This is a genomic window from Leuconostoc lactis KCTC 3528 = DSM 20202, assembly GCF_014651235.1.
GTDB classification, from domain to species: Bacteria; Bacillota; Bacilli; order Lactobacillales; family Lactobacillaceae; genus Leuconostoc; species Leuconostoc lactis.
Genome location: NZ_BMWM01000008.1, coordinates 37,273 through 61,025, shown reverse-complemented (window position 1 = coordinate 61,025; position 23,753 = coordinate 37,273). Strand labels below are relative to the sequence as shown.

Annotated in this window: 21 protein-coding genes; 1 reads left to right on the top strand and 20 read right to left on the bottom strand. The window is 44.4% G+C overall.

Going from position 1 to position 23,753, the window contains the following annotated elements; genetic code table 11:
* Positions 1 to 107: 107 nt before the first annotated feature.
* The 3 genes from IE039_RS03695 to IE039_RS03685 are packed head-to-tail and all read right to left on the bottom strand — an operon-like array spanning position 108 to position 3,083.
* Positions 108 to 1,292: an FtsW/RodA/SpoVE family cell cycle protein gene (locus IE039_RS03695; protein WP_048700079.1), complete on the bottom strand. Its 1,185-nt coding sequence runs from the start codon at positions 1,290 to 1,292 to the stop codon at positions 108 to 110.
* 6 nt (positions 1,293 to 1,298) lie between these two features.
* Positions 1,299 to 2,375, bottom strand: a complete 1,077-nt coding sequence (pepA, locus tag IE039_RS03690) for a glutamyl aminopeptidase (protein ID WP_189428747.1) — start codon at positions 2,373 to 2,375, stop codon at positions 1,299 to 1,301.
* A gap of 24 nt (positions 2,376 to 2,399) precedes the next feature.
* Positions 2,400 to 3,083, bottom strand: a complete 684-nt coding sequence (locus IE039_RS03685; protein WP_010003553.1) for a 2,3-bisphosphoglycerate-dependent phosphoglycerate mutase — start codon at positions 3,081 to 3,083, stop codon at positions 2,400 to 2,402.
* 319 nt (positions 3,084 to 3,402) lie between these two features.
* Between IE039_RS03685 and IE039_RS03680 the strand changes: the two genes are divergently transcribed.
* On the top strand, positions 3,403 to 4,710 hold the full coding sequence (locus IE039_RS03680; protein WP_029509077.1) for an NCS2 family permease: 1,308 nt from the start codon (positions 3,403 to 3,405) through the stop codon (positions 4,708 to 4,710).
* A 28-nt stretch (positions 4,711 to 4,738) separates the two neighbouring features.
* On the opposite strand, the gene recN is transcribed toward IE039_RS03680, so the two are convergent.
* From recN to IE039_RS03595, 17 genes are all read right to left on the bottom strand, one after another.
* Positions 4,739 to 6,433 (bottom strand): DNA repair protein RecN, encoded by a 1,695-nt coding sequence (recN, locus tag IE039_RS03675; protein ID WP_189428746.1) that lies wholly within the window; start codon positions 6,431 to 6,433, stop codon positions 4,739 to 4,741.
* A 34-nt stretch (positions 6,434 to 6,467) separates the two neighbouring features.
* Positions 6,468 to 6,923 carry an arginine repressor gene (locus IE039_RS03670; protein ID WP_010002025.1) on the bottom strand — a complete coding sequence of 152 codons (456 nt, stop codon included), beginning with the start codon at positions 6,921 to 6,923 and terminating at the stop codon, positions 6,468 to 6,470.
* Complete coding sequence (locus IE039_RS03665; RefSeq protein WP_189428745.1) at positions 6,916 to 7,758, bottom strand: TlyA family RNA methyltransferase; 843 nt, start codon at positions 7,756 to 7,758, stop codon at positions 6,916 to 6,918. Before IE039_RS03665 ends, IE039_RS03670 begins: the two co-directional genes overlap by 8 nt.
* A 2-nt stretch (positions 7,759 to 7,760) precedes the next feature.
* Positions 7,761 to 8,660: a polyprenyl synthetase family protein gene (locus tag IE039_RS03660; RefSeq protein ID WP_189428744.1), complete on the bottom strand. Its 900-nt coding sequence runs from the start codon at positions 8,658 to 8,660 to the stop codon at positions 7,761 to 7,763.
* Entirely contained in the window at positions 8,653 to 8,877 is a 225-nt protein-coding gene (locus tag IE039_RS03655) for an exodeoxyribonuclease VII small subunit (protein WP_010002028.1), read from the bottom strand. The genes IE039_RS03660 and IE039_RS03655 overlap by 8 nt, the downstream gene beginning before the upstream one ends.
* Positions 8,874 to 10,154 carry an exodeoxyribonuclease VII large subunit gene (xseA, locus tag IE039_RS03650; RefSeq protein ID WP_189428743.1) on the bottom strand — a complete coding sequence of 427 codons (1,281 nt, stop codon included), beginning with the start codon at positions 10,152 to 10,154 and terminating at the stop codon, positions 8,874 to 8,876. Before xseA ends, IE039_RS03655 begins: the two co-directional genes overlap by 4 nt.
* 53 nt (positions 10,155 to 10,207) lie before the next feature.
* Positions 10,208 to 11,350 (bottom strand): CamS family sex pheromone protein, encoded by a 1,143-nt coding sequence (locus IE039_RS03645; protein WP_129873311.1) that lies wholly within the window; start codon positions 11,348 to 11,350, stop codon positions 10,208 to 10,210.
* Positions 11,347 to 13,392, bottom strand: a complete 2,046-nt coding sequence (ligA, locus tag IE039_RS03640) for an NAD-dependent DNA ligase LigA (RefSeq protein WP_189428742.1) — start codon at positions 13,390 to 13,392, stop codon at positions 11,347 to 11,349. The genes IE039_RS03645 and ligA overlap by 4 nt, the downstream gene beginning before the upstream one ends.
* Positions 13,393 to 13,432: 40 nt before the next feature.
* Positions 13,433 to 15,679 (bottom strand): DNA helicase PcrA, encoded by a 2,247-nt coding sequence (pcrA, locus tag IE039_RS03635; protein WP_189428741.1) that lies wholly within the window; start codon positions 15,677 to 15,679, stop codon positions 13,433 to 13,435.
* A gap of 96 nt (positions 15,680 to 15,775) precedes the next feature.
* Positions 15,776 to 16,411, bottom strand: coding sequence for a glycoside hydrolase family 73 protein (locus IE039_RS03630; RefSeq protein WP_029509071.1), 636 nt, complete (start codon positions 16,409 to 16,411; stop codon positions 15,776 to 15,778).
* Positions 16,411 to 18,138, bottom strand: coding sequence for a thiol reductant ABC exporter subunit CydC (gene cydC / locus IE039_RS03625; protein ID WP_189428740.1), 1,728 nt, complete (start codon positions 18,136 to 18,138; stop codon positions 16,411 to 16,413). Before cydC ends, IE039_RS03630 begins: the two co-directional genes overlap by 1 nt.
* Positions 18,135 to 19,856 (bottom strand): thiol reductant ABC exporter subunit CydD, encoded by a 1,722-nt coding sequence (gene cydD, locus IE039_RS03620; protein ID WP_048700098.1) that lies wholly within the window; start codon positions 19,854 to 19,856, stop codon positions 18,135 to 18,137. The genes cydC and cydD overlap by 4 nt, the downstream gene beginning before the upstream one ends.
* 112 nt (positions 19,857 to 19,968) lie before the next feature.
* Positions 19,969 to 20,982 carry a cytochrome d ubiquinol oxidase subunit II gene (gene cydB, locus IE039_RS03615; protein WP_010006045.1) on the bottom strand — a complete coding sequence of 338 codons (1,014 nt, stop codon included), beginning with the start codon at positions 20,980 to 20,982 and terminating at the stop codon, positions 19,969 to 19,971.
* Entirely contained in the window at positions 20,982 to 22,454 is a 1,473-nt protein-coding gene (locus IE039_RS03610; protein ID WP_010006044.1) for a cytochrome ubiquinol oxidase subunit I, read from the bottom strand. Before IE039_RS03610 ends, cydB begins: the two co-directional genes overlap by 1 nt.
* A gap of 181 nt (positions 22,455 to 22,635) precedes the next feature.
* The gene (locus tag IE039_RS03605) at positions 22,636 to 22,932 is read right to left on the bottom strand and encodes a DUF1292 domain-containing protein (RefSeq protein WP_029509018.1); all 297 of its coding nucleotides are present in this window, start codon (positions 22,930 to 22,932) and stop codon (positions 22,636 to 22,638) included.
* Between the two features lie 138 nt (positions 22,933 to 23,070).
* Complete coding sequence (ruvX, locus tag IE039_RS03600) at positions 23,071 to 23,502, bottom strand: Holliday junction resolvase RuvX (RefSeq protein WP_010002042.1); 432 nt, start codon at positions 23,500 to 23,502, stop codon at positions 23,071 to 23,073.
* Complete coding sequence (locus IE039_RS03595; protein ID WP_010006042.1) at positions 23,502 to 23,753, bottom strand: IreB family regulatory phosphoprotein; 252 nt, start codon at positions 23,751 to 23,753, stop codon at positions 23,502 to 23,504. The genes ruvX and IE039_RS03595 overlap by 1 nt, the downstream gene beginning before the upstream one ends.

The following is a 23,753-nucleotide window of genomic DNA, read 5'->3' as shown; positions in this document are numbered from 1 at the left end:
ACACCAATCGAGATCTTCTTACTTAATCTACGTCACTAAATTCGTTCAAGTTATTTCTTGCAATCTGCCATAAACATATAACGCACGTCGTGGTTGTATTTCAAATGTCATTTGTAATCCTTTCTAGCTAGTGTATCAGCTGGATGAATGCTTACCGAGCGTTGTTGCGTGGCAGCGATATTTAACGTCAACCCAATCGCAGCACTGAACACAATATACGACGAACCACCACCCGAAATAAACGGAAAGACCACCCCGGTAATCGGCAAAACGCCAATCACACCACCAAGATTAACCAGCATTTGAATAAAGAGTAGCGTGGCAATGCCAAAGAGTAACAAGCGATAATATTGACTACGCTGCCGAATGCCTAAAATGACCATGCGCGCAACGAGAATCAGCATCAAAATCAAAACGATGGCAGTGGTCACAGCCCCTAACTCTTCCGTCATCACAGCCATAATAAAATCTGTATTAGATTCTGGCAAATAGGGCTTAATCAATGAATTTCCAAGCCCAACACCAAAGACGCCGCCATGGGCAATTGCATAATAACCATACAGTAACTGCCGACTCGCATCAGCAGCACTCGGATCCCATGGGTTCGCAAAACTGGTAAAACGCGCCAAGGCGTAATGTTGGCCACCACTCAAATTAAAGTAATGGTCAACAAGACGCACGATGGTTTGTAAAAAACCAAACAACAAGCCACCAAATGCTGCGACCAACGCAATCACCTTACGTGAGACCCCTGACGCCAAGAAAATGGCCAGCAAAATCAGCAAAATGATCAAGGCATTACCATTATCTGGCATGATAAAGACAAGCAGCAAACTAAAAGCTGGTAATCCCCAAACATCAAAACGGGCAACAGCTTGTTCGCGTAATGGCACATGTCTTTCCCAAGGTTCGCGGGCAAAAAATGCGGCAAAATACAAAATCAACGCTAGCTTTAAAAATTCGGCTGGTTGCAGTGTCACAATACCTAAATTAATCCACCCATGCGCACCGTTAACGGCTGGCATGAAGAACTTCGCCACAATTAATGCCGCGATAATTGCCAGCAACAGCTGTCTTAAAAATTTTCGTCGCTGCAGGATTTTTAAATTAAAATGATACAGTGAAAAAGCACCAAATAAGCCGACAATCACAAAGATCGCCTGCTTAATAAAATTACTTAATGCTGTTGTCGTGCCTTGCGTTGCTGAAAAAACCATGACCACACCCAACATACTTAAGATGGCATACGGCACCGCAATCCAATAATCTAATTTCTGTAACTTTTTAAACATGCAACTTTAATCACCCATAATCGTTTTGAGCGTCGTTTCGTCAAGTGCCTTGGCAATCGCCACCACAAAAGCTTGGGTGGCTTCAAAGTCAGCAATCGACCAAACTGTTTGGTGGGTATGGATATAGCGTGATGCTACGCCTAATGCGACTGACGGTACTCCCGTCAGTTCACTTTGCGCAGCGGCCGCATCCGTGCCACCCTTAGAAACGAAGTATTGATAAGGAATATGATTATCTTCAGCCGTTGACAATAGGAATTCTTTCAAGCGCAATGGCACGACCACGGTCGGATCAAAGACACGCAACAGCGTCCCTTGATCCAGGCGACCTTGGTGACCAGCCCCGCCATTCTTATCATCAGCAGCACTGGAATCCACGGCAAAGAAAATATCTGGTTGCATGAGATTAACTGCGCCATGCGCCCCACGCAAGCCAACTTCTTCTTGTACATTAGCCCCCATAATCAACGTGTTCGGCGTTGTGACGTCTTGTAGGTCTTCTAACGCCCCTAATAACGTGACTAACCCAAAACGGTTGTCCCAAGCTTTTGATATCACCCGTTGCTGATTGGCCGTCAAGACGGTGGTCACTTCTGGCACAATAAAGTCGCCAGGTCGTACCCCATAAGCCATTGCTTCCTGATCATCCACAAAACCAGCATCAAACAACATATCATCAACAGTTGGTAACTGTGGTGCTTGCCCACTACCCCGCAGTAAATGAGGACTCACTGAACTTGACACAACCGGATACACATGGTCTTTTGTAAATAGACTAAAGCGCTGAGAAGAGATAACTGCTGGGTTCCAACCACCCACCGCTGCGACTTTAAAGGCGCCACTAGGTAAAATAGCCGTGACAATAAATCCGACTTCATCCATATGGGCCGCAAACATCACCCGTGGTGCCGTGTGATCGGCATGTTGTTTCACCCCGAACACACCGCCTAACCCATCTTGTTGTACCGTATCAACCAATGGTGTCAAATCTGCCCGAAAAGCTTGCCGAACGCGATGTTCTTGTCCAGAAGTTCCTTGTAATTCCGTATATTTTTTAATGCGTGTCCATGTTGTCGTTTCCAAAGTGTGACTCCTTTATTGTGTGGTTTAACGTGCAGGCTTATGCGTGAGATATTGCCGTTGTCCGTAATGTAACTGGGCATCAACTTGATAAAAGATGGGATCGCCATTGGCAATCTCCAAACCATCAATCGCCTCATCACTGATTTGTTCGAGGTATTTAATTAATGCCCGTAGCGTACTCCCATGCGCGACAATCAATTGATGTCGCCCGGCACGCAAAGCGGGTGCCACGACCTGATGCCAATAAGGTAATAACCGGTCACTCGCCATTGCTAGACTTTCACCACGTGGTTCAATCCCTAGCGGATAACGATGCGTGGGTTTTGTTTCTGCCAGTAAGGGTGGGACTGCCGTATAACTGCGACGCCATAAAGCCACTGCCTCTACGCCGTATTTTTGGCGTGCGGCATCTTTATTTAACCCGCGTAACGCCCCATAATGACGCTCATTTAAGCGCCAAGTTTTATGCATCGGCACCCATGCTTGGTTCATCTCATCTAAAATGATATTTCCTGTAACAATGGCGCGTTGCAAATAAGACGTATGCACATCATCAAATTGTAACTGATATTGGGCTAAAATTTGGCCAACTTGGCGCGCCTGTTGTTGCCCTTTAGGGGTTAAGGGGACATCTGTCCACCCTGTAAATTCATTATCACGATTTGCCGTTGATTCGCCATGTCGAACCAACACGAGCTGCGCTACCATGCTGAACTTCCTTAAATTAATGATACTTCTATTATAGCATTATTTAACCCGTTAATTGGCAACCATCTAACGGCAATCTGGGGGCTAATGTTCGGTTACGCCCCTATCATCCTGCACATGAGTTGGCTCAGCTGTCCCAAAGAACAAAACACGAACATTAGTGAAACCTCATTCGTTTATAAAACGCTTTCATGCTTTCAATACGTAAAATTATCGTCTTTTCGTCCATTTTTTCCGTTTTTTTAGTTTAAATTCGGATTTTATGTTGTTAAACTTAAGTAGAACGTTGTAACGTTACATTATTTTTTGGGAGGCAATCATGTCTACGATTGCAAAGTATTTTAAGCTCGATGAGCTGAACACATCAGTTCGTACTGAATTCATCGCTGGTCTCACGACATTCGTGTCGATGGCCTACATCTTGTTTGTTAACCCTTCTGTGCTTGGCGCAGCTGGCATGGATAAAGGCGCAGTTTTCACAGCGACAGCCGTTTCTGCCGCTATTGCCACATTATTCATGGGTATTGTCGCTCTTTACCCAATTGCTATCGCCCCTGGTCTTGGGGTGAATGCCTTCTTCTCATATTCTGTTGTCATTGGTATGGGCGTTAAGTGGCAAACAGCCATGGCTGGTGTTTTAGTAGCCGCCTTAATTTTCTTGGTCTTGACATTCTTTAAGGTCCGCGAAAAGATTATCAACTTGATTCCACAAAACATGAAATTAGCCATTGCCGCAGGTATTGGTTTGTTCATTGCCTTTATTGGCCTTCACGATGCAGGCTTGATTGTGGCTAGCAAGGATACCATGGTATCCCTTGGTCACCTCACATCGCCAACATCATTGTTAGCCATCTTTGGCATTATTGTCACATTTGTCCTTTTGTCAATGCGAATGCCAGCGGCGATTTTCGTCGGAATGGTGTTGACATCAATTGTTGGGATCATCTTTGGTCTCATCAAGTTGCCTTCTTCCTTAGTATCACCTGTACCATCATTAGCCCCAACTTTTGGTCAAAGTATCACACATCTTGGTGACATCAACTCAATTCAATTGATCACAGTTGTGATTACGTTCTTGTTGGTCACATTCTTTGATACAGCTGGTACTATGATTGGCTTGGCTACACAAGCTGGTTTCATGAAAAACAATGAAATGCCACGTGCGGGTCGTGCCTTGATGGCTGACGCTGTTGGTATGACTGTCGGTGCGGTTGTTGGAACATCACCAACATCAGCTTATGTTGAATCATCATCTGGTATCGCTGTTGGTGGTCGTTCAGGTTTGACGAGCGTCTTTACTGGCTTGTTCTTCTTGCTTGCTTTGTTCTTCTCACCATTGTTGACAGTGGTAACATCACAAGTCACAGCACCAGCTTTGATCGTGGTCGGTGTCTTGATGGCCAAGAGCCTCCGTCAAATCGAATGGGATGACCTTGCCGTTGCAGCACCAGCCTTCTTGGTTGTGATTGGTATGCCACTAACTTACTCAATCTCAGATGGGATTGCGTTGGGCTTCATCTTGTACCCAATTACAATGCTTGCAACAGGTCGTGGTAAGCAAGTACACGCTTTGATGTATGGTCTCGCTATTCTATTCGTCATCTTCTTAGCGATTGTCGCGCATTAAGCACAAAAAAAACAACTGACATATGCAGTCAGTTGTTTTTTTTGTGCTTAATTTTTGGTGCTTGTTGGCGTAATTCTCGTGCATTGGCTAATGCAGTAGTTGTAATATCTTCACCAGACAACATCATGGCAATGGCCCCTTCACGACCAGCCTCATCTAAGGCAGTTACTTGCGTCACCGTACGGTCATTTTCAGTTGTTTTGGCAATCAGAAAATGATGGGTTGCCGCAGCGGCAACTTGTGGTAAATGCGTAATGGCCAAAACTTGTGAATCGGCAGCAATCGTGAGCATCTTACGTGCAATAGCTTGCGCCACGCGACCAGAAACCCCTGTATCTGCCTCATCAAACACAATGGAGACAATGTGTTGTTGTTTGGCAAAAGTTGTTTTTAACGCGAGCATCAAACGTGCCGCTTCACCGCCTGACGCAATTTTAGCTAATGGTGCTAGGCCTTCCCCGACGTTGGTTTGGACATAAAATTCAACTTTGTCTGCGCCCGAAGAAATGTAACCAGTAATTGGTTCAAAGCGCACTGCAAATTCAGCGCCTGACATCAACAATTCACTTAATTGTTGATTGACAGCTTGCTCTAAGTGCCGTGCCACTTCTTGTCGTACCTCACGCAATTTAACTGCTTGCTTGCGGACCACTTGACGCAATTCGTTTTGTTTCACTTGCAATTGTTCAATATCAAACTCATCATGGTCCAATGCTGCTAATTCTTGATCAATTTTAGCTTTAAATTGCAAGACATCAGCAACTGTTGGGCCGTATTTTCGTTCCAATGTGTGAATCAGCTGTAAGCGGTCTTCAATGCGTAACAATTCCGATTCGTCATAAGTTAACGCGCCGATTTGTTCATCCACATCACGGCCAACTTCTTGTGCCGTATAATAACTATCGGCAATCGTTGTCGCTAATTCGGCATAAGTCGCATCGAATTCTGCAATTTCCTGTAATTCATGCATGGCTTGTGCCAGCATGTCTAGGGCACCACCTTGTTCGCCATTCAAAGCCAACTGGGCATTTTGCAAACGATCCGCAATCTTTTTATGATTTAACAGTTTCCCGCGTGCATCGAGCAAAAACTCTTCTTCGTTAGGCTGAAGATCAGCTTCAGCTAATTCTTGTTGCTGGAACTGAAGTAAATCTAACCGTTGCGTCATATCTTGCTGCGACGTTTGAATCTTACGTAATCGTTGAGTAATGGCGCGAAATTCTTGAAAAACCTGTTGATAAGCCGTTTTAGTGGCCTGTAACTTTTCCCCACCAAAACCATCTAGCAAAATGAGATGTTCATCCACATTCAGCAACTGTTGGGTATCATTTTGCCCTTGAATATCGACCAAATACTGCCCGACACGAGCCAACGTTTTCAAATTAACAACCACGCCGTTTAAGCGGATTAAACTGCGACCATTGGCATTCAACTCACGGTAAATAATTAGTTCCCCATCCTCGATTAGTACCCCGATTTCGGCAAGATGTGCCAACAACTTGTCGTTTTCTGGTAAGCGAAAAACGGCTTGTAGCACAGCTTTTGGACTACCATGACGAATCATTTCCGAACTGGCACGACCACCTGTGAGCATTAATAGCGCATCAATAATGATGGATTTACCGGCGCCAGTCTCACCCGTGAGCACACTCATACCGGCTTCAAATTGCAAATTAACTTTTTCAATAATGGCAAAGTTTTCAATAATCAAATTTTCTAGCATTGCGATCACCGTGCCAAGGCACCTATCTTTCTCGTTATTTTTCCAGTAATTTTTGAATGATATTCGTCATTTGGTTGGCCGTCACGCCGTCTTTCAATAATACGAGGACTGAACTATCGTCACTTAGTGTCCCAAAGACTTCTGGGAAATTGACTTGTTCAAACAAATTCGCAACCATTTGACCGCTACCAGGTTGTACTTTTAAAAAGATTTGGCCGCGTTGCGCCCGTTGGCTCAAAAATGATTGTTGCAAAACACGGCGTAACCGCTGCAAATGTGGGCGATCATCTTGTTTTGGCAAATGATAATGAAACCCACCATGGGCGTTGGGGACCTTAATTAAGCCGAGTTCATTAATGTCACGCGAAATCGTCGCTTGGGTGACAGTTTCCCCAAGCGTTTCAAAATGCGCCACAATATCTTCTTGTCGCCCAACTTGTTGGGTTTGAATCAAAGCCAGAAGCGTTTTTTGTCGCGTCTTCTTATTCATGCTCATTGCTTCCTGTGTGGTTTAATTGTGCATAAGTTTGCGTGAGCAACGCATCAATGTCGATTTTGTCGGCAATTTTGGGCTTGTCATCGCGAGTTAAGACAGCCAAAAATTCAATGTTCCCTTGACCACCTTTGATTGGTGAATACGTGAGCTCTGTCACCGAAAAACCATCATTGACCATCATTTGCGTTACTTTTTGTAAAACTTGTTGATGGACTTTGGGGTCTTTAATAATCCCGTTTTTGCCGACGTTTTCTCGTCCAGCTTCAAATTGTGGTTTAATCAACGCCACAACATGCCCGCCCATTTGTAGGATGTTGGCTAATGGCGGTAAAATTAAGCCTAACGAAATAAAGGACACATCAATCGTAGCAAATTCCGGTTGCCCAAACTTAAAATCTTGTAATTGTGAATAGCGGAAATTCGTATTTTCCATCACTTTCACACGGTCATCTGAACGTAATTTCCAGGCCAACTGATTGGTCCCGACATCTAAAGCATAGACCAATTTAGCCCCATTTTTTAGGGCGACGTCGGTAAAACCACCCGTTGATGACCCAATATCGAGTACCACTTTATCTTGCACTGTGATATCAAAATCATTAAGGGCTTTCTCCAACTTAAGGCCCCCACGTGAGACGTACTTCAAGCGCTCACCCTTAAAGTGTAGCGCCGTAGTCACGGGAATTTTTTCTCCTGCTTTGTCCAGGCGCTCTTCATTTTCACCCAGAATTTGCCCAGCCATTACCGCACGCTTAGCCTGCTCACGGGAACTAAATAACCCTTGCTGGACGAGTAACACATCTACGCGCTCTTTATCTACTGCACCCATACTTAATCTCCAATTAAAGTCAAAAAATCATCCAATAGTGTTCGGTCAAACGCTGGCACTAGCGTTGTTAACTGTGTCAAACGGTCATTAGCATCTTGCAAGTAACGATCTCGCAGCGTCCGCGCTGCCGACACGCCAATCAAGTGTGGCAAAGCGCCAATGGTTGCCGTATCATCTTGTTCAAAATCATCAAGATCATCTTGAATTTGGAAGGCCAAGCCGAAATCCAACCCAAATTGCGCCATGGCTTGCGTCTCTTCTGGTACTTGTGTTTGATGAAGTGTGGCTAATTGCGCCCCTAATTGCGCCGAAAATTGAATCAAAGCCGCCGTTTTTGGGGTATAAATTTCTTGCAACAACCAGTCTGTTGCTGTCTGTAAGTTTTGGCCATGATTGGCCATATCATGCATTTGGCCAATCACCATGCCAGCAGCACCCGAAAAATGGGCCAAATTCTGGACAATTGTCACAATAGTCTGGTCGGGAATCATGGTCTCAGCTGGCGCTAAGGTATTAGCCGTTGTGACCACCTCAAAAGCGCCCGTTAACAAGGCATCCCCAACTAAAATCGCTGCGGCTTCCCCAAATTTCGCATGGACACTTGGTTGCCCGCGCCGTAACAAATCATTGTCCATTGCTGGCAAATCATCATGCACGAGTGAATAAGAATGCACCCATTCAACCGCTGTCGCCAACTTCAGGGCTTGCGGTGTAATGGTTTGTTGAAAACTTGAAATGACAGCCAACGTTAATAACGGCCGTAAACGCTTACCGCCATTCAAAACAGCATAAGCCATCATCTCTGAAAACTGGGCATCCGTTGTGATTTGTTTTAAATCCTGTGCTAATTGTGCATCAATTTTCGGCCCATAAGTCGCTCGTAATTCTGCAAATTTAGTCATTTGTTAATTCCAAATCCTTTAATTCACCGTCGTCTGACATGACTTTTGCCAACGTTAATTCGGCATTTTTCAACGTTTCTTGTAATTCTTTGACCAAGCCAACGCCAGTCTGAAAATCAGCTAACGCGCCTTCTAGTGGCCGATCCCCTTGTTCTAATTGGCTCACAATCGCTTCCAATTGTTCTAGCTTGTCTTCAAAAGTCACTTTTTCACTCATTTTAACTGGCTCGTTTCTATAATTTTTGCAGTTACTTGGCCATCAGCCAAACGTACCGTGACCTTATCTTCAGGTTGCAATTCATCGACATGACGGACGACTTGGTCGGCTTTAGAGAGCACAACATAGCCGCGCGTCAAGATTTTTAGTGGACTCATCAAGTCTAATTTTGCGGTCAGTAATTGCACTTTTTCCCGCGGTGCTTGTAATAATGTTTGGCGCAACTGACGCTGGCGTTGCGTGAGATTGTCTAATTGATGTTGTGCCATCACCAGGCGCTGCTGCATTTGCTGGCTGAGTCGTTGTGATAGCTGATCAACACGCTGATTATAGCCAACATACAAACGATCCGGCTGTTGAAAGATTGGTCGTTGGGCCACGCGTGCTAATCGTTGCTGGCGACTCGTTATCAGTGCCTTCATGCGAACTGTCAAACGCAGCTGCAATTCGTTCAAACGCGCAACCAATTGCGCCAGAGTAACGGGTGTAGCTAATTCAGCAGCCGCGGTCGGCGTTGCGGCACGATGGTCCGCCACCAAATCAGCCAACGTATTGTCGGTTTCGTGACCAACGGAACTAATAATCGGAATTTTAGCAGCGGCAATAGTCCGCGCCAACGTTTCATCATTAAAGGCCCACAAATCTTCAATGGCACCACCACCACGACCAACAATTAGCGTATCATACTCGCCGCTAGCATCAATACGCTTAATTTGTTTGACCACAGATGCAGCAGCTTTGTCCCCTTGCACTAGAGCAGGAAACAACACGACCTGCGCCATGGGGAAACGCCGTTGCACGGTGCGCGCAATATCTTCAATCACTGACCCAGTGGGCGATGTCACCACAGCAATTTTTTTTGGGAAAACGGGTAACGGCCGCTTTGGCAATTGAAATAACCCTTCAGCAGCTAATTTTTTCTTCAGCTGCTCATACGCTAAAAATAATTCCCCAATCCCATCAGGCGTCATCTGTTCCAGAATAATTGAATAAGTCCCGCTGGGCTCATAAACTTGAATCCGACCAACAGCATTCACTTTCATCCCCTCTTCTGGGACAAATTTCAACCGATTGGCATAGGAAAACATAGCCGCTGAAATAACCGCTTGGCCTTCCGGATCCTTAATGGAAAAGTATAAGTGCCGACCGCGACGACGACCAAGGTTCGAAATTTCACCCGTCACATAGACTTTCTCTAAGTATGGATCGGCATCAAACTTCCTTTTTAAATAGGCCGTAAGGGCACGAATTGTTAAATATTTTTCCGATTCTGACATAGTTTAATTATACCATTTTTTGTATATATACAAAAAAGCATAGCACGCTATGCTTAATTGAGAAGTGTGATTGTAAAGGCCTTATCATTGGCTTGTCGTGTCAAAATAGCTTGGAGCTCGTTAGCTGTGCGGACTTCAATCCGAATTGGCACATTACTTGGTAAGAACTTCAAAGCTGACTGCGCAACATAAGTGGTAAAACTTTCAATTTCTGTCTGACTGTAGAATTGCGTCGTCACCGTCACGTTCATACTTGACAGTGTCCCTGACTTAAAGTTCGCCACCGCCGTTGCCCCAGCGATGTTTGGGAAGAAATTAGCCACGTCATTTTTAAAGTTGGCAAAACCATTGTTTTCATCCGTGCCTAACTTAGACGTATCTGTCGCCTCTTTTGGCAAGACAATCGATTGGTTAGAAAAAGTTTGCCAATCTTTTAACGTTGTCCCTTGATCACTAACAGCTTCAGCATAAAAATTCCCTGGTGCCAGCGAATCTGATGGCGCGTTGGCATACATGGCAATCACAATTGGTGTATCTTTTGATACTCCAGCTTGTTCGCGTACTTTGGCCACAATTTTAGGCGCAATCTTTTTACCATAGGCAATCCGATCAGCATCCGAAATATTTTGCGTATACGTTGCCCCATACTGCTCTTTTTGATACTCATCTTGGGTATTCATCGCCACCCCAACGACCATACCAGCCAATTTCAAATTATTGCCTTCTTTTGACATGAAATCTTGTTCGGTTAAGGTTTGAACATAAATTGGATTACGTGAGTCATCCGTTTTGCCATTATCTTCTGGGTTCAAACCATCTGGGTTACTGTTACTCTTACGGTCTAAGAGATTGGTTACCGTATCCGCTGACAGGTATTGGCCTTCTTGGAAAATATATTGGCTGGGCTTAAACTTTGTTTTCGCTAAGTCCAACAACCCTGATTCAAAGTGTTTCACATCTAAATTATTCGGCTCAGAACTGGCCGTAATACCACGAGCCGCACTGACTAAATAACGGCCATCCTTAATCACGGTTTGGTATTGTCCTGGTGCACTTTGCGTAATTTGCACGCCTTGTGCTTTCTTAGTCGCTGTTGGGGTGACGCGATTCATATTAAAAAAATAAAGTCCCGCAACGGCGACAACCAGGATGGCGATTGCAATGATCATATAGCCTCGGAATCCAATTCGCTTCATTTTTCACTACCTTCTTTTGCTTGTGCTTCTAAAAATTCTTGTTCTGTCCAAACAAGCACCCCTAGTGCAGTCGCTTTTTCTAACTTACTACCAGCATCAGCACCAGCAATCAACAAATCGGTTTTTGCTGATACAGAACCCGCAACCTGTGCCCCATGATCTTGTAACCACTTCGTTGCTGCTGGTCGGCTGCTCTGTTCTAGTTTACCAGTTAAGACGATCTTTTTACCATAGAAAAACGAATTTTCATCAACTTCAACGTCTGATAAATACGTCTGATTCACGCCAGCGGCGGTTAATTCAATTAATAGTTGTTGTGATTCCGGATGTGAAAAGTATTGTACAATCGATTGGGCAATCGCCTCCCCAATCCCATCAATGCTAGCAATTTCGGCTACGGTCGCTTCGGCAATCGCCGATAAGGTCTTAAACTTTTCTGCCACCAAACGTGCCGCTTTTGCCCCAACAAGTCGAATCCCTAGACCAAATAATAACCGTTCTAACGAATTTTCTTTTGATTGCGTAATAGCGGCTAACAAATTAGCCGCTGATTTCTCTTGAAACTTATCCAGAGATAATAATTGCGTCATATCTAAGCGATAAATTGACGCCACATCCTTGATATAGTTGGCTTTTAATAATTGGTCAATCACACGTGGCCCCATACCGGCGATATTCATCGCATTACGTGAAGCAAAATGCGTCAACCCTTCTTGGATTTGTGCCGCACAGAAAGGGTTAATACAACGTAACGCCACTTCACCTGAGATGTGGACTAATTCTGACCCACACGCTGGACAGGCAACTGGTATCGGATATGCGATACTATCGGCTGGCCGCTGAGATAAAATCACTTGGCCAACTTCCGGAATAATATCACCAGCCTTATGCAACGTGACCGTATCCCCGATGCGAATATCTTTTTGTTGCAAATAATCAGGGTTGTGCAAACTAGCACGTTGCACTGTGGTCCCAGCTAGTTGAACAGGATCCATGACAGCCGTTGGTGTGACGGCGCCCGTCCGACCCACGGTCCATTCAATATCGCGAACCACCGTTAAGGCTTCTTCTGGTGGGAACTTATAGGCAATCGCCCAGCGCGGAATTTTCACCGTATTACCAAGCTCCACTTGATTATCCAGCGCATTGACTTTCACCACCACCCCGTCAATTCCATAGGCCAACGTGTCACGCTTAGCTGTATAGGTGGCGATAAAATCAGCAATATCAGCCATTTTTTCAATCACTTTATTATGCGTATCGGTCGGCAAACCCAGCTCGGCAAAACGGGCCAACGCCCCACTTTGGGTGGTAACACCAAGTACCTCTGGTTCAGCCGTATAATACACAAAGGCTGATAATTCGCGTTGTTTCGTCACCTGCGCGTCAAGCTGCCGCAATGAGCCAGCTGCCGCATTTCTAGGATTAGCAAACGGTTCCAAGCCATCGGCTTCACGTTGTACATTTAAAGCGGCAAAACTCTTTTTAGGCATATAAATTTCGCCACGTACTTCAATGGTTAAGGGTTCCGTTAATTGCTGTGGAATAGCCTTAATCGTTTTGACGTTACGCGTGACATCCTCGCCAATTGTCCCATTCCCACGGGTTGACGCTTGGACAAGCCGGCCATCAATATAAGTCAACGCCACCGCTAACCCATCAATTTTTAATTCAAGGTTATAAGGCGATTGAAAACCGAGACTTTTGGTCGTCCGTTCATCCCAAGCTGCTAACTCTTCTAAGCTAAAAACATCCCCCAAAGATAACATGGGTGCCGGATGTTCCACTTTGGCTAAGCCAGATTTTGTCAAGGCACCACCAACATTTTGGGTTGGGGAATCTTGCGTCACAAACTGTGGAAAAGCTGATTCTAGCGCCACTAATCGCGCATAAAGCGCATCATAGACATGATCTTCAACCAGCGGGGCATCTTGTTCATAGTAGGCGACCCCATATTCAGTGAGATCAGCTTGCAACTGGGCAACTTCTTGTTGTGCTGCTGACGTAGACAATTGTTCAATTGGTGTAAATTCTGGTAACATCCTATTTTCCTAATCTCATATTAAAGTCGCACTTACTTGGTTAGTTAACCTTTGTAATCGGTGCAAAGGCTGCCAGTAACTGCTTCACCCCTTCCGATGGGAAGGCCACTTTAAGTTCTTGGTCCGAACGATCACCACTAACGGCAACCACTGTCCCAATCCCCCACTTTTTGTGAGAGACTTTATCGCCTGGCGCCCAAGTGATTTGATCCCCACCAGTCGTGCCACTAGTTGTTTTAGTCACTGGGGTCGCACGATAAGTTGTTGCTTGCGCGCGCTGGTTTTTCCGATCAAACGGCAAATCACGATGTGGTGTTACCCGTGTATTTTGATCATATTCAGTCTCAAGTAAGGCTGGAGAAATTTCATTAATAAAGCGAGAAGCCTCATTAGATTGTGTTCGGCCATACAACAAACGCGAAAAGGCATTGGTTAAGAACAGTTTTTTCATGGCGCGGGTAATCCCAACATACGCCAAGCGTCGTTCTTCTTCAAGCTGATCTTCAGCCATCAACGCGCGTGACAAGGGGAAGATGCCTTCTTCCATGCCCACCAAAAAGACAACAGGGAACTCCAAGCCTTTGGCTGCATGTAACGTCATCAATGTCACCGCGCCGTCGCCTTCTTCAAAGTCATCCAAATCACTCATTAAAGCAGTGGTGCCCAAGAAGTCCGTCATCGGATCAATGGCTTCTGGATCATCTGGTTGATACTTGGCATCGAATTCTTTGGTCACCGACAAGAATTCTTCCAAGTTTTCCAAACGTGCTTGGCTATCCGGATCATTTTTTTGCGCTAGCATTTGCCGATAACCAGACCGTGTCATCACAATTTCAGCGAGTTCCGTCACGTTCAAAAACTCAGCTTGCTGGCGTAATTCATGCATCATTTCAGCAAATTCGAGGAACTTTGACGTCGCCTTCGTTGAAATCGCGGGGGCCAATTCAATGCTTTCAATCGCTGTCATATATGAAACATTCAACCGATTGGCGAGTTCCCGCAACCGTGTGATCGACGTTGCGCCTAAGCCACGCTTGGGTTCATTAACAATCCGTTCAAACGCTGCATTGTCATTGGGATTGGTTACCAGTTGCATGTAAGCCATAATATCCAGAATTTCTTTACGTTCATAGAACTTATGACCACCAACCATTGTATAAGGCATATTAGCCTTCACCAAGGCTTCTTCGACGTTTCGCGATTGCGCATTGGTGCGATACAACACGGCAAAATCACTGTACGCCATTTGCTTTTCGGCGCGCATTTTTTGAATATTGGCTAAAATAAAATTCGCTTCATCATGTTCAGATTGCGCGCGATAATACGTAATTTTGTCACCCTGTCCATTTTGCGTCCAGAGATTTTTTGGTAGCCGTTCATTATTATTGTTGATGACGGCATTGGCCGCATCCAAAATATTTTGCGTTGAACGGTAGTTTTGTTCCAACAAAATCGTTTGTGCGTTAGGATAATCCTTTTCAAAGTTCAAGATGTTGTTCATGTTGGCGCCACGCCAACCATAAATTGACTGATCGGCATCACCGACCACGGCGAGATTTTGTGAGCGCTGCGCAAGCATATTGACAATGGTATATTGCGCATCGTTGGTATCTTGATACTCGTCGACATGTAAATAGTCAAATTGATTTTGATAGCGTGCTAAGACGTCAGGTGATGACTGGAACAAATCAATTGTCAACATAATCAAATCATCAAAGTCCACGCTTTGCGCGCGCTTCAATTCGGCTTGATACGCCGCATAAATTTCTGCCACAGTTTCTTGGAACGCGTTATCGGCTTGTTGCGCATAGTCCTTTGGCCGCAACATGTCATTTTTCGCATTGGAAATCATCCCAAGCACGGTACGTGGCTCGTATTGATTCGTATCTAAGTTGAGGTCATTAATGACACGCTTCATCAATGTGCGCTGCGCACTAGTGTCAATAATCGTAAAATTACGAGACAAGCCAATATTTTCACCATCACGACGTAAAATGCGCACCGCCAAAGCATGGAAAGTTGACACCCAAATGTCGCGCGCCACATCTTCAGACAACAACGCACCAATTCGTTCGCGCATTTCCTTAGCGGCCTTATTGGTAAAGGTAATCGCCAAAATGCGCCATGGCATCACGTTTAAATCTTTTACCAAATGGGCAATCCGGTGCGTTAACACGCGCGTTTTTCCTGATCCGGCACCTGCCATAATCAAAAGTGGGCCTTGCGTTGTTTGGACAGCTTCGGCCTGCTTGTCGTTCATTCCATTGATGAGTTCTTCTACTGACATGTGTGCTCCTAAAGTGTAAATTAACTCCTATTATTATACCAGATTTCCACACGAACAGCAGTTCGTCAACCACAAAAAAACGAGCCGAAGCTCGTTTTATTTTTGTGGGATATCAAATCGTGATAATTGCCAAGTTTGAATAATCGAAATGAGTTTTTCCGCATAAGCTGGATCCGTGGCATAGCCATCGCGTGTCAAAGCGGCAGCAGCGGCTTGATAATCCTTTGCGGCTAAGACATGTTGATATTGGGCAGCATTCCAACTGGTACCATGATAAAGTAACTCTGCGTGTGCTTTCATACTTTGTTGCCAAGAATCATAAGCTGCAAAACGGCCTTGAATGGTTTTCCATTCGCCATTTTCAAACTCTTGGGTCGGCAATACGACACTTTTTTGACCCGCACGCGCCTTAATCCCAAAAAGATTATTGTATTGCGTCGATAAAATTGACGTATGCCAATTGGATTCAAGAATGGCTTGCGCGATACTAATTGAAGCAATCACGCCATACTGTTCTTGCATTTGACGTGCATAAGGGGCAAGTTCATTAATCCACGCGATGCGTTGTGCTTTAATATCGTCTTGTTTAGTGGTCGGTTGCGCTGGTTTAAAAATCGTTGTTTGTGACCAAAAACTAGCGACAATTGCCAGTATTAAAATCGTGCTCACCCAGAGCCATAAATCTAGTTTCAATAAACGTTTTCTGCCGCGTTTTTGTCTTTTTTTTGCCATTAGTTAAAAGTATCCAGTGCTAATAATTGTCTAAAGTGTTGGGACGTTTCCCGTAGGTACTGTGGGGTACCTGATAGTGTAAAGTGCCCATTTGCCAAGAAATAGACTTGATCAACTTGATCAATCCCCGTTAAGTGATGCGTTACCCAAATAATCGTGCGATCATGTAGCACTTTGAAAATCTGGTCTAACACGGCGCGTTCAGTTCTGGGATCCAAACTAACAGTTGGTTCATCTAAAATAACAATTGGCGCATCTTGTAGCAAGATTCGTGCCAAGGCAAACCGCTGTTGTTCCCCACCGGAAAAGCGTTGCCCCGCTTCTTGCATTTGAGTGTCATATTTATCTGGCAAACGATCAATCAATGGCTGCAAACCAGCCTTACGAATGGCTTCTTTCACCTGGTCATCTGTCGCCCCAGGATTACCCATCCGCACATTATTCAAAATTGTCGTATCAAACAAGTAAGCTTGCTGATCTAACACTGCAACAAGCCGCGCCAGTTGATGACGTAGCGCTTGTACTGGTTGTCCGCCAATAGTTACCTGCCCAGTTGTCGGTGTTAAATCACCCGTAATCAACCGCAACAACGTCGTCTTCCCTGATCCTGAACGCCCGAGTAAAGCGATTTTTTCACCTGGTTTAATCGTCAGAGTCATGTGATCAATAATCCGTTGCTGATCATATTGAAAGGTTACATCATGCAACGCAATCGTTGAATCAGTCACATGAATCGGGCTTTCTGGTGTTAGTTCTGGTACTGGCAGCTCATTTAACCGCTGAAGACTGTCTTCGTAAAAAGGCGCCTCACTCACACCTTGGTTAACACCCAAAAAGCTATCGACTAATGGGAAAATCGCTAACGTAAAGGCAGCAATATAGTTCACCGCAATCGTGTGACCCGCAAATTGATGGCCGGCCCAAAAAATGGTACTCATTGCTAACACCAACACCAGCATTTGGATGATAAAATCACGCCACCAACCAAACGACATGCCCCAATGCTTAGCAGCGGATAATGCCGCCATTGTACGCCCTTGACGCGCCATCAAATCAGCTTGACGGCCTGACAACACCCAGTCTTGTAAACCAAGTACGGCATCTGTTGTTTCCGTATAGAGTTGCGCTTGTAATTGCTTTTGACGCTGAATCCGCTGACGATTTGCCCAAAAACTCAGGAGCGGAATCACCACCAAAATGATGGTCAACATCACAAACCACCAAATCATGAAACGCCAGTCCACCACGCCAAACCCTAAGTTGACAAACAAATATAACATTAAGCCGGCGCCAAGTGGGAAAATCGTGCGCAAATACAGATTCTGTAATTGATCTAAGTCACCCGCTAACAACCCTAGAATTTCACCAGTTTGCAAGCGGCCACGAATGCTACTTGCGGTACTGGCCACACTTTCATAAAGACGTTGCCGTGACTTTGACACGAATTTCAACACCCAATTATGCGAAACGAGGCGTTGTGCATAACGAAAGACTGGGCGCACAATACCAAAACCACGTGTCAAAACAATCGGTACATAGATCAACAAAATGTTATCTGGCCGCTGGGCTGCGCGTGAAATCAAATAACCCGACACAAACATCAACGCGCCAGCCGCAAACGTGGTTAAGAACGCCAAAAAAATGGACCAAAACAAGCCTTTCTTTTGTGTTTTCAAGAAGGGTACGATCCAATGATCGCGACGTAAAAGTTGTTTTATTTTTGTCATTGTCCACCTCGTAATTCTGAGCGCAAGTGATTCAAGGCACTCTGACTATCAGCCAATAGGACGGCCGGTTCACCTTGTTCGACAATCTGCCCATCACGCATCACCAACACATAATCCATTTGATCTAACCAGTGTAAGCGGTGCGTTGCAAAAAAGACGAGATGATTCGCCAAGATGGGTGCAATCGTTTGTTTCAACTCATACTCAGTTTCAATGTCAAGATGAGCTGTTGGTTCATCAAACAACAACACATGCCGTTGTTCATCCAGCAACATCCGTGCTAACGCAATGCGCTGCGCCTGCCCACCAGACACCTGGCGTCCACTTTCTCCCATCACCGTGTCTAAACCATCGGGCAACGTTGCCACCAAGCTTTGTAGCCCTGCCTGCTCAATGGCCGCCGCAACAGCTGCATCAGAAGCCTGTGGGGCGTAAAAAGTGATATTATCGCGCAGCGTTTCATGGAAAATATAAGGGTGTTGTGGCATGTAGAAAAATTGTTTTTGCCAATCTTTTTGCGCAAAATGCGGAATCGTTTGGCCATCAATTTCAAAATCACCACTGTTTGGGCGCAAAAAGCCACCTAAGAGATTCAGTAAGGTAGACTTACCAGCGCCACTTTCCCCAACAATCGCAATTTTTTGATACCCTTTAGCCTGTAACGTCATGTTTTTTAACACTAACGTGCCGTCATACCCAAAATTCATGTCGCTCACTGACAAAGTTGACGTTGGCGTCCACGTTGATAAGTGCAAGACATCACGTTGCGTCACTTCTGGCTTGTCTAACATCTCCAAAACATCGGTTAAGGCGTTTTTACCATTGAGGGTCGCATGATAATCATCAGAGAAATTGCGTAACGGTAAAAAATATTCCGGTGCGAGAATCAGAATTGTCAAAGCCGGCAATAACGTCATTTTACCATCCAACAGGTCAAACCCTAGAAAGACAGCCACAACCGCAATTGATAGCGTGGTAAAGAAATCCAATGCAAACGTTGACGTCATCGCAATCCGTAACGTCCGCATGGTTGTTTTCCGGTAGTCTTCTGAAATTTTAAAAATTTCTTGGCTGTAATCTTCAGCTAACCCCAACTGCTTTAAAGTTGGTAACCCACGTAACGCATCGACGAATCGGTTGTTCAAATTTTTAAAGTTGGCAAATTCCGCATCGGCTTTACTTTGCGCAGCCAAACCTAAGATCACGAAGAAAACAATGATCACTGGAAAAATCAAGAGCAAAAAGAGGCCTTGTTCCCATTTAAGGTAAAAAATATAGCTTAAAATCAACCAAGGAATGATGCCTAAATCAAATACTTTCACTAGCAAGAGCTGAAAATAGTTCTTCACGTTGTCTAGCCCAGCCCCCAACGTGGTCACGGTGTTTCCCGTCCCTTGTTCAGCAACCAGCGTTGAACCTAACGCAGTATAACGTGCCAACAATTGTACTCGATACGTTTCAACGGCTCGATTCGCATAGTTGGCCATCAATTCATTTTTAACCACGATTAAGATTTGTCGCACAATAAATGCTACCGCAAACCAGCCGACCGACGCCAATGCCGATTGTACCGGTTGGCCTTGCCAAAGACTCACAATCGCCCGTGCCAGGAAAATACCTTGGGCCAGAATCGCTAGACCTTGAATCCCAGTTAAAATCACGAGTCCCAGCAATGTGGTCATGATCCCTTTTAGTTTGAAAAGTCTTTTATCAATCATATTATCTTTATCTATTCCTACAAGTTATCTTGATTTGAGATTATGTTGATCATCTCATTGCCAATTAAAAATAAAAAACGTCTACAGTCAATTGTAAACGTTTTTCTCAATGTTATTCAACCACTTTGTGGGAAACGATTCGCTTGCGGAAAACCCAGAAGCTCCAAATTTGATAAGCAAGGGTTACTGGCAAAGCTGTAATCACCACAATTGTCATCACTTTCAAGGTGTAAGGTGTTGATGACGCATTCATAATATCTAGCGTGTGCAATGGGTTATTGGCCACCATCACACGTGGGAATAGCCCAACGAAGAGTAAGACAACCACTTCAACTAATGCCAAACCTGACAAAGCAAATGGCCAAGCTTCTGACTTTGTCTTCAACGCTGTATACCAACTCATTAACGTCGTCACCACAATTAGGGCCAAAATTGCCAATGTCCAGACTGGCTTTGTTTGAATAAAGTCCGTGTAGAAGAAGAGCAACACGGCAAACAACGCTTCCCCAGCTAACAAAACTGGGTACAAGAACTTTAATTGCGTTACTGCACGGTCACGCAATGGGCCAATAATGCGTAGGCGTGTATAGTTTAAGCCGTGCACATAACTCATCAAAGCCACTGCGATACCACCAACCAAAGTAAATGGTGTCACGTAATCAAAGAAACCAGCCGTTAAGTTACCACGGGCATCGATTGGTGTCCCTGATACCATGGCAGTAAAGATCATGCCTAAGAAGAATGGGACCATCACTGATGTGATCCCAATCAAGCGTTCCCAAAGTTGCGCCCCTTGAATGGTTGGCATTTGTTCACGGAATTCAAAGGAAACCCCACGATAAATCAAAGCCAACAACACAATCAATAGCATTAAGTAGAAGCCTGAGAACAATGAGGCATACCAGTTTGGAAAGGCTGCAAACATCGCCCCACCAGCTGTGATTAACCACACTTCATTGGCATCCCAGTTAGGACCAATTGCTTCATATAGCGCATCACGATCATTTTCATCGCGGGCGTTAAAGATGAATTGCATCCCGATACCGAAGTCGAATCCTTCAAGGAAGAAGAAGCCAGCCCACAAAACGCCAATTAAAACGAACCATAAAATTTCTAGTGTATTCATTAGGCTTCACCTCCCTTGGCCAAGTGACTGTACGGATCACTTGGAGACAAGTGTTCTGTATCTTCCGCATTTGGGCCAGCGTGCAAAACACGACGCGCCAACCAAATCATCACGCCACCGAGTGAGGCAAATGTCAAGAAGTAAATAATATTTGAAATCAATAGCGAAGCCACTGACACATTTGGTGAAACAGCTTCACTAATTGGCATTAGGCCGTAAACAACCCATGGATAGCGACCCAATTCAGTCACTAACCAACCGGCTGTATTGATCAAGAATGGGACAAAAGTTGCAATCCCCATAATCCACAAGAACCAACGTTGTGTCAAAATTAATTGTGACTTACGACGGTTCATCCAAAGGGCAACAATGGCCAATAGCAAGAGTGCGCCAGCACCCATTGCCATGACACGGAATGAGTAGAACAATGTGTTTTCAGGCACATAGTAACTCTTAATCTCAGGATTTGCCTTACCGTACTTCTTTTGGAATTCCTTTTCTAATTCAGTTGTCCCAATTGTCTTGCCACCCGTCAATGAGTGGTTACCCAAAATTGACAAAACATAAGGGATTTCAACGTTAGCAATCACTTCGTGTGTCTTGGGATTGGTTACTGAAATCAATGACCAAGGTTGTGCCTTATCCTTACGGTCAGCTGAATTGATGGTCTTATCAACACCTTCCATCGCCGCATACTTCATAGGTTGCATTGATTGCAAATCATAAGCGTGCTTATCACCTGAAATCAAGGCACCACCAATACCGATCAAACCAACGATTAAGGCAATGTTAATTGACTTACGGAAGAAGGGAATCTCACTGTCACCTTTTTTCAACTTCAATAATTTGAAAGCTGACATACCCGCAACCAAGAAACCAGCTGTGACCAATGTCCCAACAACCACGTGCGGGAATTCAACCCACAACTGCTTGTTAGCAAGTAACGCACTAAAGCTCTTTAATTCGGCACGTCCTATGTGATTGTCAATCGCATAACCAACTGGGTTTTGCATAAATGAGTTAGCCGCCAAAATCCAAAGCGACGACATCATTGACCCAATTGTTGTAATCCAAATGAACAAAACGTGGATACTTGGCTTAAAACGATCCCAAGTAAATACCCACAAGCCAATGAATGTTGATTCCGCAAAGAAAGCAACCAGCGCTTCAATGGCTAACAATGAACCGAAAATATCCCCGACATAACGTGAATATTCAGACCAGTTCATACCAAATTGAAATTCTTGAATCAAGCCGGTAACAACCCCTACCGCAAAACTCAACAAGAAAATCTTACCCCAAAATTGCGCCATTTTCTTGTATGTTTCATCTTTTTTGATGACATACATCGTTTCCATGATTGACACCACGACACCTAGCCCGATTGACATCGGTACAAAGAAGAAGTGGAAAATCGTTGTCATTGCGAATTGAAAACGCGCAAGGTCAAGTATCCCTACTAATGTAACCATGTGTTCCTCCAAAATATAACTCGTCTCGCCAACACTAATGCGTACTTAAAGCAGTTATATCGTCTAATATTTGAGCGATCAAGCTGCTTGCTCACCCTTCTATATAATAGTTTATCACTCGATAAGCCATCAAATTGTTAAACTTTTGTAACAAAAAAAACGCCATCGCGTTTCTTCATGCTTATTCAAAATTTGAATCGTCTTCTAAGAAAGTATTGAGGACTTCTTCAACCATATCCCATTCTTTATCATCTTCGATTTGAATCAAATCTTCTTCAGTTGCATCACCATTTTCATCTGGGTTGAAGATGTAAGCTTGGATGTCCACTTCTTCATCATCTTCCACGCCTTCTGGTACAAGCAAGATGTAGTCCTTGCCATATTCTTCAGAATGGAAAGTGAATAAGACTTCGTATAATGCTTCGTCGCCGTTTTCGTCGACAAGTGTGATCTTTTGAATATCTTCTTGGTTTGCCATAATAAATGCTTTGCGCGTATCGTGCGCTAACAACGTTATCGGTTGTCAGCACCATTTCTCCCACGCACTCCCTTCAATTTTTGTATCTCTATTATAACGTAAAAACAACGTTTCGCCTAGAAACGTTGTTTCGCGTCTTTACTTGGCTAATTTACCATTAGCATCTAAATAGTTTTGCAGAATAAATTCTGCCGCAATTTTGTCAATGACCTGCTTGCGCTTTTTACGTGAAATATCTGCTTCTTCAATCAACATGCGTTCAGCTTGTACCGTTGTTAAGCGTTCATCTTGAAAATCAGTTGGCAAACCAAATGTTTCTTCAACCATTTTGGCATAACGCCGGGCTGCTTCAGCACGTGGGCCTTCGGAATTATTCATGTTTTTAGGTAAACCTAAGACAACCCCTTTAACTTGCTTGGCCTTGATAATTTCACCCAATCGTTCGAGGCCAAATTCTGCCTCATCTTCGTTGATGCGAATGATTTCAACCCCTTGGGCTGTCCAACCCATGGGATCACTCACCGCAACACCAACTGTTCGACTACCGACATCTAATCCTAATATACGCATTATTTATTCAAATAGGCGTGCACAAGTTCTTCAATGATCTCGTCACGTTCGTGACGCTTGATCAAATTACGTGCATCATTCAAACGCGGAATATAAGCGGGATCGTCAGACATCAAATAACCGACAATTTGGTTAATTGGGTTATATCCTTTTTCTTCCAAAGCTTGGTAAACAATCTCTAGCGTTTCATGAATCGCCTTGGGCTGTTGATTGCCAAAGTCGAAAATTGCTGTTTCATCTCCTACTGTCAT